General features: G+C 33.1%; 15 protein-coding genes. 7 read left to right on the top strand and 8 right to left on the bottom strand.

Features of this window, described 5'->3' with window-relative positions; genetic code table 11:
* Nucleotides 1–866: 866 nt before the first annotated feature.
* The 6 genes from dnaN to DR980_RS14040 all read right to left on the bottom strand — a co-directional run bounded on the left by dnaN (nt 867) and on the right by DR980_RS14040 (nt 6,290).
* The gene (dnaN, locus tag DR980_RS14065) at nt 867–1,985 is read right to left on the bottom strand and encodes a DNA polymerase III subunit beta (RefSeq protein WP_113637292.1); all 1,119 of its coding nucleotides are present in this window, start codon (nt 1,983–1,985) and stop codon (nt 867–869) included.
* Between the two features lie 103 nt (nt 1,986–2,088).
* Nucleotides 2,089–3,774 (bottom strand): gliding motility-associated ABC transporter substrate-binding protein GldG, encoded by a 1,686-nt coding sequence (gene gldG / locus DR980_RS14060; protein WP_113637289.1) that lies wholly within the window; start codon nt 3,772–3,774, stop codon nt 2,089–2,091.
* On the bottom strand, nt 3,774–4,499 hold the full coding sequence (gene gldF / locus DR980_RS14055; protein ID WP_113637288.1) for a gliding motility-associated ABC transporter permease subunit GldF: 726 nt from the start codon (nt 4,497–4,499) through the stop codon (nt 3,774–3,776). Before gldF ends, gldG begins: the two co-directional genes overlap by 1 nt.
* 84 nt (nt 4,500–4,583) lie before the next feature.
* Complete coding sequence (locus tag DR980_RS14050; RefSeq protein WP_113637286.1) at nt 4,584–4,880, bottom strand: putative quinol monooxygenase; 297 nt, start codon at nt 4,878–4,880, stop codon at nt 4,584–4,586.
* 48 nt (nt 4,881–4,928) lie between these two features.
* Nucleotides 4,929–5,405, bottom strand: a complete 477-nt coding sequence (locus DR980_RS14045) for a DUF1493 family protein (protein ID WP_113637284.1) — start codon at nt 5,403–5,405, stop codon at nt 4,929–4,931.
* Nucleotides 5,406–5,462: 57 nt separating this feature from the next.
* Nucleotides 5,463–6,290 (bottom strand): SAM hydrolase/SAM-dependent halogenase family protein, encoded by an 828-nt coding sequence (locus DR980_RS14040; RefSeq protein ID WP_113637282.1) that lies wholly within the window; start codon nt 6,288–6,290, stop codon nt 5,463–5,465.
* A 120-nt stretch (nt 6,291–6,410) separates the two neighbouring features.
* Between DR980_RS14040 and DR980_RS14035 the strand changes: the two genes are divergently transcribed.
* From DR980_RS14035 to DR980_RS16380, 6 genes are all read left to right on the top strand, one after another.
* Nucleotides 6,411–6,938 carry a hypothetical protein gene (locus tag DR980_RS14035; protein WP_113637280.1) on the top strand — a complete coding sequence of 176 codons (528 nt, stop codon included), beginning with the start codon at nt 6,411–6,413 and terminating at the stop codon, nt 6,936–6,938.
* A 20-nt stretch (nt 6,939–6,958) separates the two neighbouring features.
* Complete coding sequence (locus DR980_RS14030) at nt 6,959–7,909, top strand: PhoH family protein (RefSeq protein WP_113637278.1); 951 nt, start codon at nt 6,959–6,961, stop codon at nt 7,907–7,909.
* A gap of 160 nt (nt 7,910–8,069) precedes the next feature.
* The gene (locus DR980_RS14025; RefSeq protein ID WP_317047946.1) at nt 8,070–8,915 is read left to right on the top strand and encodes an HAD family hydrolase; all 846 of its coding nucleotides are present in this window, start codon (nt 8,070–8,072) and stop codon (nt 8,913–8,915) included.
* Between the two features lie 49 nt (nt 8,916–8,964).
* Nucleotides 8,965–11,313: a S9 family peptidase gene (locus DR980_RS14020; RefSeq protein ID WP_113637276.1), complete on the top strand. Its 2,349-nt coding sequence runs from the start codon at nt 8,965–8,967 to the stop codon at nt 11,311–11,313.
* A 103-nt stretch (nt 11,314–11,416) separates the two neighbouring features.
* Nucleotides 11,417–12,370, top strand: a complete 954-nt coding sequence (locus DR980_RS14015) for a phosphoribosylaminoimidazolesuccinocarboxamide synthase (RefSeq protein ID WP_113637274.1) — start codon at nt 11,417–11,419, stop codon at nt 12,368–12,370.
* A 60-nt stretch (nt 12,371–12,430) separates the two neighbouring features.
* On the top strand, nt 12,431–12,607 hold the full coding sequence (locus DR980_RS16380) for a hypothetical protein (protein ID WP_167400571.1): 177 nt from the start codon (nt 12,431–12,433) through the stop codon (nt 12,605–12,607).
* Nucleotides 12,608–12,667: 60 nt separating this feature from the next.
* Here DR980_RS16380 and DR980_RS14010 read toward each other — a convergent pair whose 3' ends face one another.
* Nucleotides 12,668–13,123, bottom strand: a complete 456-nt coding sequence (locus tag DR980_RS14010) for a DUF1801 domain-containing protein (RefSeq protein ID WP_113637271.1) — start codon at nt 13,121–13,123, stop codon at nt 12,668–12,670.
* 208 nt (nt 13,124–13,331) lie between these two features.
* Nucleotides 13,332–14,420 (bottom strand): M42 family metallopeptidase, encoded by a 1,089-nt coding sequence (locus tag DR980_RS14005; RefSeq protein WP_113637269.1) that lies wholly within the window; start codon nt 14,418–14,420, stop codon nt 13,332–13,334.
* Nucleotides 14,421–14,502: 82 nt separating this feature from the next.
* Here DR980_RS14005 and DR980_RS14000 point away from each other — a divergent pair, with 82 nt between their 5' ends.
* Entirely contained in the window at nt 14,503–15,180 is a 678-nt protein-coding gene (locus tag DR980_RS14000; protein WP_113637267.1) for a DUF4294 domain-containing protein, read from the top strand.
* Nucleotides 15,181–15,775 lie beyond the last annotated feature (595 nt).

Below are 15,775 nucleotides of genomic sequence, written 5' to 3'. Positions count from 1 at the left end.
TCTGGTTTAAGTTTGAAAGTTGGAGATTTTCCTAAAAGATTAGTTACTCTAAATAGAAAAAAGTCAATTTTACAAACCCCTCTAAACTTACTTCTAAATGCTTTAATCTTTTGCGTTAAAATCTTTTGCAGATGTTTTTACTTCGATTATCAAAGTAGTTTAAAATTGATTGATAATTAAAGAATATGGTATTTAAGAACGATACTAAAGTTTTTAAAACCTGATTCCTCCACTTTTCTACTTTTAATATAGCCACATTGTTATCTTTATTAGTATTGTAGATTGTTCGTAGTTGCTGTGATAGAGTCTATGCTTTTTTAATATTAGGTTACAATTCAAATAATAGTTTCGCTCTTTCTTCTTGGCTGTAGGTTCATCTTTGTCTTGATTTATGAAGTAAATATCGACTTCTGGCTAATAATTGTTTTACGGTATCATAGTTGATTAAAAGTTGGGGTGTATGAGTATTGTTTTAAGTCATAGCTATTCATGATATTGAAGTTTGTTTGACCACAAATGAATATCCAAATATATTAACAAATAAATGTTTTGAAGTAGAGATTATCAATAATGACTTTATTTTCACTACATATTGCGTGACGGAATTTGTGAAAAATGAAGTACTATATTCTTAATGAAAAAAATGGGAGTGATTTAATTAGTATTCAGTGTTCAGTTTGTCTTTGCAAGGAACGAAGCAAACACACTATAACGAGCAGTTATCATAATCATTTAAACGAAATATCAAAGAGATTCCTTATTCGGTATTGACAAAAATGCAAAATGAATTAAAGCAAAAAACCGTCCCGATAAATCGAGACGGTTTTTTAAATATAAAAATGGTTTGGTTAATAGCGTATTTTAATCTAGCTGTTCAGCATTACTGGCATTACAAGCATAGTAACTGTTTCACCTTCTTCTAATCCATCAACAGGAGTTAGGATTCCGGCTCTGTTTGGCAATGACATTTCAAGCATAATCATATCCGATTGCAAGTTAGTCAACATTTCAGTCAAGAAACGAGAATTGTAGCCTATTTGCATATCATCACCTTGATAATCACATGTCAATCTTTCTTCCGCCTTGTTTGAATAGTCAATATCTTCAGCGGAAACATTCAATTCAGCACCCGCGATTTTCAAACGAATTTGGTGAGTTGTTTTATTAGAAAAGATCGCAACACGACGCACAGAACTCAAAAATTGAGAACGGTCAATCATTAATTTATTTGGATTCTCTTTTGGAATTACCGCTTCGTAATTTGGATATTTTCCATCAATCAAACGACACATTAAAACATAATTGTCGAAAGAAAAAGTAGCATTCGAATCGTTATATTCAATTTTCACTTCAGCATCTGAACTACCAAGAATATTTTTTAAAATGTTCAAAGGTTTCTTTGGCATAATAAAATCAGCGACTTGAGAAGCCGTTACATCTGTACGCGCATATTTTACTAATTTGTGCGCATCAGTTGCTACAAATGTTAATCCCTGTGGCGAAAACTGGAAGAATACACCTGACATTACTGGACGCAAATCATCATTTCCTGCAGCAAATATTGTTTTGCTTATGGCTGTTGCCAAAACATCAGCAGGAACAAGTGTTACAGATGGATCGTCTAAGTTTACCGATTTTGGAAATTCGTCTCCAAGAGCATAAGCCAAAGCATATTTTCCAGAATTAGAACTGATTTCTATCGTACTATTTTCTTCAACGGTAAAAGTTAAAGGCTGTTCTGGGAATGTTTTAAGGATTTCCAAAAGTAATTTTGCAGGTACAGCAACGCTTCCTTTACTTTCTGAATCAATTCCTAAAGTAGCAGACATTGTTGTCTCTAAATCAGAAGCGGAAACCGTTAGTACATTATGGTCTAAATCAAATAAAAAGTTATCTAAAATAGGCAAAGTATTACTGCTGTTGATAACGTTACCTAAAACTTGTAATTGCTTCAATAAGTACGAACTCGATACTATAAATTTCATCTGTTTTGTTTTATTTTTTAAGGTATTTCTTTAATTCCGAAATACGATACATTTTACAAATGTATCGTAAACTATTCTAGTTTGGAAACTTTTTTATTAACATCTATTTGCTATATTTTCTTTTTCGAAGGAAAGTAAATACGACACCAAAAAGTACCAAAATAAGAATTGGAAGCCCGATAGTTAGGATTTGTGTTCGGGTATAGTTTTCATAAACTTTTTCTTTATCCAATAAAGGTAAATCAAGATCTTTGCTTCGAATGTTAATAAGTCCAGTATCATCTAATAGATAATTGACGCAATTTATCAGGAAATCTTTATTATCATACAAATTACCAGACCTTTGGTCATAACCCAATTCTACGGGTTGAAAGTTTTTATCCAATTGGTTTTTTATCAAATCCCCATCTGAAATCACAATCATCTTGTTCTTTTGTCCTGTGGCTTGAAATGTTTTTTGTTCAAATGGTAATACGCGATTTTCAAACATGGAATGAAATGAACCTTCCAATAAAACCGAAAGCGGAATCTTTCCTTTGTTCAAGTAATCGTTTGGTGAAGTTTCTTCGGCAACAATGTTTAAATTTATCTCTGTTGGAGTTCCTATTTTTTTCGAATATTGTGATGATTGTAACAAAATGGTTTTCTTGATTCCGTTTTTCAAGGTATCGATAGGATTCGCAAAATCAAATTTGATTCCCCCTAAATTTTTCACAATCGGATGCAAACTGTTTGGATACACCTGTGGTGCAAATTTCCAGTTGAATTCCTGAAATTGAGTGGCGCTTCCTTGTTCTCCGGTGGCTAGTTTTATGGGACTTCCTTGTTCGTCTTTTACTAAATCAGGATTGATTCGGATGCCGTATTTAAAGAACATATCATTCAAATTCAAATCTTTTGGATACGCCAAAGTTGCTCCTGAAGCATTATATAAACTATCCATTTCTGCTGTAACTTGGTCAATCAACCACAATGTTTTTCCTCCGTTGATGATAAATTGATCCAAAACTTGTTTCTCAGCATCGGTAAATGTTTCAGTAGGTTTAGCAATAACAGCCAAGTCATATTTTTCTAAAGCTTCTAAACTTCCAACAGGATTTTTTACAACAGAATCTAATGTAAACGGACCAATAAAATAACTTTCGCGCACTTGCAAAAGAAATTTAGCCATCAAAATATCTTGCAATTCACCGTTTCCTTTAATGACGGCGATTTTCTTTTGTTTGGCTTTGGTAATCTTATTCAACCCTTCCGCAATTGAGTATTCTAAATGCTGCACAGATCCAATTACTTTTTGGGTAGTTGAAGCTCCCATAATATTTTTCAACAATGGAATATTTACTTCCTTGTTGTCATAAACGGCAATCGCCCACGGAAAAACCATCGCTTGAGATTGCTTTCCTTTGTTGTCAACGGTTATGTTTATTGGCGTAAGCCCTTTTCGATACAAGTCTTTAATATTGTCCATGCTTGCGACTTCGTTTTCCAAAGGATCTACGAATTCAAAAATGATATTTTTGTTGTACGCCTGAAATTCTTCCAGTAATTGTTTCGTTTCTTGCTGTAAACGTTTGAATTCGGCAGGTAAATCGCCTTGCATATATACTTTTATGGACAACGGGTTTTGAACTTGCTTGATGATATTCAAAGAAGTAGGGGAAAGCGTGTATCTTTTATCTTTGGTTAAATCAAAACGATGAAAAAAGGAACTTCCTATCACATTCGCAAGCACTACAATAGCAAGTATAATCAATACTGATTTTAGGTTATTTTTCTTAGAAGTAGTCATTACGATTTGAAAGATTTTAGATTGTAAACAGTAAAGGAAAGAAAGACAACGGTTATGCTTGTAAAATATAGGATATCTCTTGTGTCTAATACGCCTCGGCTCATGCTTTTGAAATGATCTTGCATTCCTAATGATGCGATTATGGAAGATACATTTGGAACAACAGATGCTAATCCTTCAAAACCAAAATAGAAGAAGAAACATAAAAATACGGCAACAATAAAAGCTACTATTTGGTTATCAGATAGCGTTGAAGTAAATATTCCGATGGCAGAATACGCTGCAATCAGGAACAATAATCCAAAATAAGAACCAATCGTACTTCCCATATCGATATTGCCTTCCGGCATTCCTAAATTATAAATAACGAATACATAAATGAATGTTGGGATAATTGCCATTACAATCAAAAGCAAAGCTCCAAGAAATTTTCCGTTTACGATTTGCCAAATACTCAATGGTTTTGTCAGTAATAATTCTAATGTTCCTTGTTTTTTTTCATCCGAAAAACTACGCATGGTTACCGCAGGAATCAAGAATATCAAAATCCAGGGCGCCAAGGTGAAAAACGGCGTCAAATCAGAAAAACCGGTATTCAGAATATTATACTCTCCCTCGAAAACCCAAAGAAACAATCCGTTAATAATTAGAAAAATGGCAATTACTAAGTAACCTATGGGCGAACCGAAAAAGGATTTTATCTCTCGTAATACTATTGATTTCATTTATTTTTTTGTTTAAAGTTTCAAATGTTTAAGGTTTAAAGTTCCCAATCCAGCAACTTTAAACCTTAAAATTTAAACTATTTTTTATTCTAAACTAACTAATTTATCAACGCTCCACGCTTCTGGTTTGTCATTGAATAATTTCTTGGTGAATGTCCAAACATCGTAAAAAAGTTCGGAATTCCTGTAATTTTCTAAATCAGCTTCGGTTTCCCAATAACTGTAAGTAAAGAAAATGCTTTTGTTGTTTTTATCTTGATACAATTCTAAGAAACGATTTCCGGGCGCATTTCGTATTTTATATTTCATCAACTCGAAGTTTTCTAAAAATGCAGGAATATGTTCCTCGTGAAAACTCAATTTTACTATTCGTACAAACATTTAGATTTATGATTTTAGATTAACGATTTATGATTTCAGATTTTGCAATTAGTTAAGAACAAATCTTATATCTTCTCTTAAAGAAAACTTTCCTTTAATTTTGGATGTAATTAAATCTCCCATTGTTAAATCAATTTTATCTGATTTGTATTCTTTTAAAAAGAAATTGAATTTATCAATCTTATATGAATACTTATTTGATAAAAAATTAAGAAGATAAGACAAAATACCTTTAGTAATGAACAGAGGAAGCAATAAAACAGATAAAATAGACCAAATACTGATGGTTAATTCACCCTCACTTTCGAAATGTTTATCATATTTAAAATCTGAAAAATCTAAATTGTATTTTGTAATAAAATCTTCTAACATATCATAATTATCATCTCCCCAAAGACTTAAATCATTTGCTACTTTTGATTTGCTATAAATATTTTTTTCTCCAGATTCTTTTTGAAGAAATTGTTGCACTTCAAGATAATTTTGTTTTAAATTTTTAAAACTTATTTTTATAACTGTTTTCATATTGTCTTGCTTTAAATCATAAATCGTTAGTCTTCAATCAAAAATCAAAAAAAAAAATTAACTGAACATTATATTTATAACATCCCTATAATTCAATCCTAATAAACTATTGGCAGAACCCACTTTAGAAGGATTACTTCTAAAAATAGCAATTTCCAGAAAACCGGCTTCGTTGAAAATCGCTAATTTTTCGCCTTCATACGATTTGATAGGATATTTTTCAGAATTTGCAATGGCAGAATAGTTGGGCAAAATGGTTTTGATATTTTTAGTTTTCAATACAATTTCATACGGTCTTCCTTTGGCAACTTCGATAAAATATTTTTTAGAAATATTAGTAATTACATTTCCAAAATGGTCAATATAAATCACGTGTCCTTTCAGCGAATTTCCATCAGCGGAAAGAACAGCTTGTAAGTCGGTGACTTGTTTAATCGTGTTTATTTCTTTCCCAATAACGTTCATCAAGCCGCCTTTAGCGAGATGACAAGCCACCGTTACAAACACATCTAAATCTGCGGCATCACTGGGTAAACGATCATGAATATTAATAGCGACCATTTTTTGCGGAACAATTTTTTGCGAAAGCATGCTTAAAATACCATTATCGGCAGCAATGAAATAATGATCGTTCCATTGCATCACAATATGTTGGTTTTCCTTATTGTGTTCCATATCCACACCAATAAGGTGAACAGTTCCTTTTGGGAAGCTTGAATACGAAGCGCTAATAATGTAACTTGCTTCTACCGTGTTGAATGGGTCAATTTCGTGTGAAATGTCAATGATTTTTGCTTCGGAATACTCAGATAAAATCTTCCCTTTTAGCGCACCTACAAAGTGGTCTTTCAAGCCATAATCGGAAGTAAGGGTAATTATTGACATAAATTTGTTTATAACTATTGGTGTTTTGTAAACCTAATTTTCATTAAATTTGAGAAACGCAAAGCTAAAGTATTTTCGGCTTTAATTAATTAGAATTTTAATTTCAATTTAAACTAACACATGATTAAACCTCTATTTTTTCTTCTTCTTTTCTTTTGTAGCTTACAATCGCATTCACAAAAATTAGTTTACAAGTCCAACGGAACTATTTTAGATTCTGAAAGCCAAAAAATTTCACCCAATCAAGTAAGGGAATTGTTAAAAGATAATCAACAATTACTAGAGGATTACAATGATGGTAGATCTAAAAAAACACTTGGAAACATTTTAATTATTAGTGGTCTTGGATTTTTGACTGCTGATTTAGTTCAGGGAGTTACTGCTTCTGGAATATCAGCAACACCAATTGGAGGTGGGCAATATGCTCTTCAAGACGAGGAAAACAATTATCCATCATTAATGACTTATATTGGTATTGCAGCAGTCATAATAGCCATTCCTATCAAGATTGGTTTTTCTAATAAAATTAAAAATGTAGTTACTGAATATAACAATCAAAATGCTACAGGATACAAACAATTCAATCAACCAAGACTGGATTTAATTACCAATTCAAGCGGAATTGGATTGCGAATGACCTTAAATTAATAACCTAAAAACAACCGCATTTGAACGAAAGAATAATCGAGCTCATAGACATCGCTCCAAAAGACTTTTGGGGCGCTCAAGACACTCATCTTGAAACAATTAAAAAATATTATCCAAAATTGAAAATTGTCGCTCGGGGAACAACTTTAAAAGCTTTTGGTGAAAAAGAAGTTTTAGACGAGTTCGAAAAACGTTTTCAACGATTAATGGTGCACTTTTCAAGATACAATAACATTGATAATAATGTAATCGAACGCGTTATTCTAGGCGATGTTCAGGAAGACAGAAAATTTCAAGGTCAGGATAAAATATTAGTGCATGGAGTAGGAGGGAAAATCATAAAGGCCATGACTCCCAATCAGCAATTGCTGGTAGATACCATGGAAAAAAATGATATGGTTTTTGCTGTTGGACCAGCCGGAACCGGAAAAACATATACAGGTGTTGCCATGGCAATTAAAGCGCTGAAAGAAAAACAAGTTAAACGGATTATTCTGACTAGACCAGCAGTTGAAGCAGGGGAGAACCTTGGTTTTCTTCCGGGTGATATGAAGGAAAAACTGGATCCTTACATGCAACCTTTATATGATGCTTTGCGCGATATGTTACCCAATGAAAAGCTCGAAGATTATATTTTAAAGGGAGTTATCCAAATTGCGCCTTTGGCATTTATGCGAGGTAGAACACTGGATAATGCTTTTGTAATTTTGGATGAAGCCCAAAATACTACTCATTCCCAAATGAAAATGTTTCTTACCCGTATGGGGAAAAGTGCTAAATTTATGATTACTGGTGATCCAGGTCAGGTCGATTTACCACGAAGAACTATTTCCGGACTAAAAGAAGCCTTATTGGTTTTGAAAGATATTGATGGAATTGGAATCATTTATCTGGATGACAAAGACATTGTACGACACCGATTAGTCAAAAAAGTAATTGATGCTTATAAAATGATTGAAAACAACGATTAGTAAATAAACGAAATTTTTTTAAGCGGAAAGAAAGTTCATTTTCAGTAGAGAATGGATTTACTTTCCGCTTTGTTATTTAAAAAAAAGCTACCAGTTTATCCGTAAAGCTTTAAATAAAATCCGATCGATTCCTTTTGTATGTCTTATAAATGCAATAAATTTGGAATTAATAAAATTTCAGTTGAAAGAAATGATTTTAAAAGATAAAATTAAAGTAGTAATTAGTGATTTAGATGGAACTCTACTCAATTCAGATCACAAAATTTCCAAATATACCAAAACTGTTTTTCAAGAACTTCACAATCAAAATTATTTAATTATTGTAGCAACAGGCCGTCATCACTTGGATGCAATGCCTATTGTTGCAGGATTGGATATTCCTCTGTATTTAGTTACTTCAAATGGAGCGCGCATACATTCTCCTGAAAAAGAACTTCTTTTTTCTTTTAATATGGAAAGCGACGCTGTTAAATCTGTTTTGTCTTTAGATATTGATCCTGAAATAACAACCGTATTGTTCAGAGAAAATGTTTGGCAAACCAACAAGCACAATGAAAAACTAAACGAATTTCAACCTGAAGTAAATTATCATCCTGAACTGGTAGATTTTTCCAGTTTAGAAGATTTGAGTGCTATAAAAGTTTTTTTTACACATCCTAAACATTCAAAATTAATTGAATTACGCGATAAGATTTTAGAAAATCATATCGGACTTTTTAGCCATGCGTTTAGTTTGCCTTTTTGTTTGGAATTTATGGACAAGTCTGTAGACAAAAGTGTTGCGATTGCTAAAATTCTGGAAAAAGAGAATTTTGTTTTCGAGCAAACAATTTCCTTTGGTGATGGATATAACGATGAAAATATGCTCAAATCCTCAGGTAAAGGTTTAGTTATGGGAAATGCACCCGACAGTTTGAAGGCGAAGCTGTCCCATTTAGATGTAATTTCAACTAATGATAAAGAAGGAGTTGCGAAATATATCGCTCAGCAACTACTGAATAATTAATTTTTTTAACTAACCACATTTACCAATTTACACATAAAATTAAAACCAAATGAATAAAAAAATAATCCTTGCCATCTCTGTTTTGTTTTCCATAACAATGCAAAGTCAAACGCTACAATTGGAAGAAATCATGAAAGGTAACGCTTTCATTGGTGCGCAACCAGAAAATGAAAGATGGTCTTTAGATGGACAGAAAGTTTATTTTGATTGGAATCCAAATAATGAATTGGGTACGAGTACTTATTTTTGGAAAAATGGATTATCAAAACCAGAAATAGCGTCTCCAAATGAAGCCGTTTTTTCAAAATTTGATTTCAAAAAAACAGCCAATCCGGATTTGTATTATTACATTGATAAAGGAAGATTGTTTTCATATTCCTTGAAAAGTAAAACTACAAAAAAACTATACCAACAAAGCAGTCCGATTGCTAATTTGCAAATGGGCGCTATGCCGGGAGTGCTTTATTTCAGACAAAATGAAAATCTTTTTCAGTTTAATACCAATGAAGGTTCTATTATTCAAATTACGAACTTTCGTAAAGGAAAATCAGATGAGAAAGTCGCTGATAAAGAATCTTTTTTGAAAAGCCAACAAGAGGAATTATTTCAATTCGTCAGAGATCAGGAAGAACTGAAAAAATGGAATTTGGCAAAATCAAAAACTACAAAATCGGATTTTCCAAAACCGTATTATTATGGAAAAAACACTTTTGGAAGCTTGAAAGTGGATCCAAAAGGAAATTTCGCCACCTTTAGATTAATAGAGGAATCAGAACGAAAAAGTGAAAAAATGGAACTTTTCATAACTGCAGATGGGTATAACCAAATTGAAGATACGAAGGAAAAAGTTTCTGTAGACAATTTATTGGCAACCAAATTCGGGATTTACAACATCGCCAAAGATTCTGTTTATTTCATGAATTTTTCATCGTTGAGTCATATTCAGGATGTTCCTAAATATTTTGAGTCCTATGAAAAATCAAAAACTGCAGTAAAGAAGGATAAACTAATTGTTGTTCAAGAACCTGTTTACAATGAAAATGGTTCTTACGCCATTGCTGAAATAAGAAGTCAGGATAACAAAGACCGATGGATTATCAGTTTAAATCTTGAGAAAGGAACCTTTCAAGAATTAGATCATCAACATGATGAAGCTTGGATTGGCGGACCTGGAATTCCTTCTAATTCTTATGGAAGAGGAACGCTTGGATTTTTGGGAGATAATGAAACAGTTTATTTTCAATCCGAAGAAACGGGTTATTCTCATTTGTATACCTATAATTTAAAATCAAAAAAGAAAACACAACTGACCAAAGGAAATTGGGAAGTGCGCAATGTGAATTTGTCAAAAGATAAAAAGTCTTTTTATTTAACCACAACAACGACACACCCGGGAAACAGAAATTTTTATAAATTGGAAGTGGCAGATCTTGTTTTACAACCTATTTTAACTAAAGATGGCGCTCATGAAGTGAGTTTGTCTCCCGACGAAAGCACCTTATTGGTTCGATATTCCTATAAAAATAAACCTTGGGAATTGTATGTAGCGCCTAATAAAAAGAATACCATCTTAAATCAGATAACGACTTCAACATCGGAAAGTTTCAGAGGGTATTCATGGCGTGAACCGGAAGTAATCACTTTCAAAGCTCAGGATGGAACTCCGGTAAATGCCAGATTGTACAAGCCACAAACTGCAAATGCTAACAAAGCAGCAATCTTGTTTGTTCATGGTGCCGGTTATTTGCAAAACGCACATAACTACTGGAGTACATACCATAGAGAATACATGTTTCATAATTTATTGGTCGATTTAGGCTATACTGTTTTAGATATTGATTATAGAGGAAGCGATGGATACGGACGTGATTTTAGAACAGGTATTTACCGTTTTATGGGCGGAAAAGATTTAACAGATCAAATTGATGGCAAAAAATATCTAGTCGAAAAATACGGAATTGATGCGTCAAAAGTTGGGATTTATGGTGGTTCTTATGGAGGTTTCATAACGTTGATGGGAATGCTGACTACTCCAAAGGAGTTTGCTTCGGGTGCTGCATTACGTTCCGTAACGGATTGGGCACATTACAATCAAGGCTACACCGGAAACATTCTTAATTTCCCGGAAACAGATCCGGATGCCTACAAAAAAAGTTCTCCAATCTATTTTGCCGATAATTTACAAGGGGATTTATTGATGCTTCACGGTATGGTAGATGATAATGTAGAATACAAAGATATTGTTCGTTTGTCTCAACGTTTTATCGAATTAGGCAAGAAAAAATGGAGTTTATCCAGTTTTCCAGTGGAAGCTCACGGTTTTAAAGAAACCTATTCTTGGGTTGACGAATACAGCCGAATCTTCAATTTATTTAATGAAACGTTGCTTAAAAAATAACTTTAAATATAAAAATGAAATTTAAGAGTTCTGTTCTTTGCGAAACTGTATGAAATAGTTTTAAATTTGCAGGAACTAAAAATAAACACACACAACTAGTATAATGAGCAACACCATCACAACTACTGATTTTAATTTTCCAAACCAGAAATCTGTTTACCGCGGTAAAGTAAGAGAAGTGTATAATATCAATGATGAACTTTTGGTTATGGTAGCTACAGACAGGCTTTCGGCTTTTGATGTAGTTTTGCCAAAAGGAATTCCATATAAAGGTCAAATTCTAAACCAGATTGCAACAAAATTCATGGAATTGACGGAGGATATTGTTCCTAACTGGTTAATTGCAACTCCTGATCCTAATGTTGCTGTTGGGCATTTATGTGAGCCTTTCAAAGTAGAAATGGTGATTCGTGGATATCTTTCAGGTCATGCTGCTCGTGAATACGCTCTTGGCAAAAGAGAAATTTGCGGAGTTTCAATGCCTAACTATTTGAAAGAAAATGATAAATTTCCAGAACCTATTATTACGCCGACTACAAAAGCGGATAACGGAGAACATGATGCGGATATTTCACGTGAGGATATTTTGTCGAAAGGAATTGTTACGGAAGAAGATTATATCGTTTTAGAAAAATTCACGAGAGATTTATTTCAAAGAGGAACTGAAATTGCTGCTAGTCGTGGTTTGATTTTAGTGGACACCAAATATGAATTTGGTAAAACTAAAGAAGGAGTAATTGTCTTGATTGATGAAATCCATACACCGGATTCTTCTCGTTATTTTTATGCAGAAGGATACCAAGAACGTCAAAACAGCGGTGAAGAACAAAAACAATTATCGAAAGAGTTTGTTCGTCGTTGGTTAATCGAAAATGGTTTTCAAGGTCTGGAAGGGCAACAAATTCCAAATATGACTGACGAATACATAGAAACTGTTTCTGAAAGATATATTGAATTATACGAAAATATCTTAGGAGAGAAATTTGTAAAAGCAGATATTGCAAATATAGAGGAGCGAATAGAGAAAAATGTTTTGGAATATCTAGCTAATATATAAAAACATTAGCTTTTATTTAAAACATATAGTTACCTTTAGTTGATAAAAAAAACATTAATTATGAAAAATTTAATTTACAGTATTAGTCTTGTTATGATATCGATTTCCATTTATCTACTTATTGAGTATCCAAACTCTGGAAGAGCAGGTCTAATCGCTGGAGGTTTAATTTTTATTGGGTTTGTACTTAATATTGTTGGATTTTCTTTAAATGCTAAAGCAATACTTGAAAAATAGATAATTATACAACACAGTTTATTAAAAGCCGCAATTCATAAATTTTGAATTGCGGTTTTTTTATTTTTTAAATGATGATTCATAACAAGTAATCCATTCTTGCACTGTTATTTTTTGCACGAGTTCAGCAATTAAGTCAAACGGAATTTGGTCTATCTTCTTAAATCGGATGCAACTTTTTCCCATGTCTAGTTTTTGTTTACTGTGTTTTGGATATTCGGTAACAAACCAATTCAGTAATTCGGGTTTAGCATAAATTCCCATGTGGTAAAGCGCAATGAAATTTTTTTGAGAAGCGATGTTAATAAAAGGTAACGGGAGTTTTGGTTCGCAATGATAGCCACTAGGATAAATAGAATGTGGCACTACATAACCAATCATGCCGTAGGACATTTGTTCAACAAATACTTTTGGAATATTTTCTAGAATTGTTTCTCGGAGTTTTGTTAAAGCTATTTTTCTTTCCTCTGGAATTTCTTCTAAATACGCTTGTATTGATGTGGCGGTTGATTGCATTTTTATGAATTGTTTAAGTAAATTTAATAAAAAAACCGCAATTCATAATTTGAACTGCGGTTTTTAGCCCCGATTACTTCACCTTGCTTCTGCTTTCAGCGGAGTTCAGTGAACTTCGTTTGAAGAGGAAATCCTTTTCCTTTTTGCTGTCAAAAAGGGAAAGATTGCAATCTCGTTTTTAGAACGAGACGGGATTAGCTCCTAAAAACTATTTGAAATAAGAGAATGTTTCTTCGTTCTCTAATTTCAATAAGGTTTCATAAATTAATTTGATCACGTTTTCAACGTCATCACGGTGCACCATTTCAACCGTGGTATGCATATAACGCAACGGCAAGGATATCAAAGCCGAAGCTACGCCGCCATTACTGTAAGCAAAAGCATCGGTATCTGTGCCGGTAACGCGAGAAGAAGCCAATCTTTGGAACGGAATTTCTTTCGCCATAGCAGTTTCTAAAATCAATTCTCTCAAATTATTTTGAACTGCAGGAGCATAAGTAACTACAGGTCCTTTACCAATTTTTGTATCACCTTCAATTTTCTTTTCAATCATTGGAGTAGTGGAGTCATGACAAACATCAGTAACAATGGCGACATTTGGTTTGATTGTTTTGGTAATCATTTCAGCACCACGAAGACCTACTTCCTCTTGAACCGAATTAGTGATATACAGTCCAAAAGGAAGTTTTATTTTGTTTTCGTGTAATAAACGTGCCACTTCGGCAATCATAAATCCGCCCATACGGTTGTCAATCGCGCGACAAACAAATTTGTTTTCGTTCAAAATCATGAATTCATCAGGATACGTAATCACGCAACCTACATGAACACCCATTTTATCTACCTGTTCTTTAGTTTCACAACCAATATCAATAAACAAATTATCAACTTTTGCTACTTCTTCTTTTCCTCTATTGCGGGTATGAATAGCCGGCCAGCCAAAAACACCTTTTACAATTCCTGCTTTAGTATGAATGTTAACGCGTTTTGAAGGTGCAATTTGGTGATCTGAACCACCATTTCTAATCACGTAGATTAACCCATCATCCGTAATATAATTGACATACCATGAAATTTCGTCAGCATGACCTTCAATCACTACTTTATAAGGTGCATCCGGATTTATAATTCCAACAGCAGAACCGTAAGTGTCCGTTATAAAAGTATCTACATAAGGTTTCAGGTATTCCATCCATAATTTTTGCCCGCCACTTTCATATCCTGTGGGTGATGCATTATTAAGATAGTTTTCTAAAAACTCAAGTGATGACTTGTTTAATATTGATTTAGTGCTCATAAAATTATTTTTTTGCTAAATTATAAATTTGGCATTACAGTTGTGTATATAATGTATAATTTTGGCAATTAAATTTCCCTGTATGAAGCTAATTAAATTTTTGTTGTTTTGTTTATTTACTACTCTGTCTGTTAATGCACAGGTAATACCTCAGGATACCACAAAGATGGGATATGAATTAGGAGAAGATGAATATATTCTTAATGATACCATTCAATTACCCGAAGTTCTGATATATAAGGGAAATACAGATCCTGAAGCAAGAAAGCAGTTTTTATTACTTCAAAGTCGGGTATATAAAACTTATCCTTATGCAAAACTAGCTTCGGAGCGATTAATTATTCTTAATAAAGGAATGGAAAAACTTAAAACTAATAAGGAGAAAAAAAGATACTTTAAAATAGTAGAAAGTTATTTGAGTGATGAGTTTGAAGCTAAACTTAAAAAGCTTTCCCGTAAACAAGGTCAAATATTAGTCAAATTAATTCATCGTCAAACTGGCACTACAACTTATGAATTGGTTAAAAACCTGAAAAGTGGTTGGAAGGCATTTTGGTCGAATACTGCGGCAAGCATGTTTGATATTAATTTAAAAACAAAATATGCACCTTTCGATGTTAATGAAGACTATCTGATAGAAACTATATTAGTGAGGGCATTTGATTCCGGAAGATTACAAAATCAAAATCCGGCCAAACCAGTTGATTATGATAGTCTAACTGATTCCTGGGAATCCAGAGCTGAAAATCTCAATAAATAAAATTCATTTGGGCGTTCCTCATTATATAAAGAAAGGCGATTATCAAAAAAAGATAATCGCCTTTCTTTATATAATGAGTCGGGCTATTCACTACAAGTCCTCGTCCCGCCATAAAAAGGCGGGGCTGTGGGCTTTCCGCTGCTATCCCTAACGCGACCCTGGAATTATTAGGATATCTAGTTTAATCAAGAGCAAAAGAACTCACACCAATACAAAACCCAGTAAGCTTATATATAGGAGATATTAGAAAAGCAATGTCATATATAAGGTAGAGGATAAAGTCATTTTATTGATACAACAGTTTTTTCTCCATAGAAAATAGGCAAGACAAACTTTTAATAGGAGTAGATACGAAGAGACGAACCAAGAAATAGGCAACAAATGATAAATTGAACAAGATTGTATGGGTAAATCAAGTCGCTATTAAACTGGTTAAGACTATAGAAACTACCATTTTTACACACAAATTTATCTTTTCTTTCGGAGAGGGTCGGAGAGAGGCAAAAACTTTTACTTTCAAAATTCACGGTTTCAGCGAGTTAAAGATTAGGTTAAGAAAACATCAAAAAAAAGCGTTGAAAAAGCTTGAATAACT

Origin of the sequence: Flavobacterium psychrolimnae (assembly GCF_003312425.1) — a bacterium.
GTDB lineage: Bacteria > Bacteroidota > Bacteroidia > Flavobacteriales > Flavobacteriaceae > Flavobacterium > Flavobacterium psychrolimnae.
This window is presented reverse-complemented; position numbering and strand designations above follow the sequence as displayed.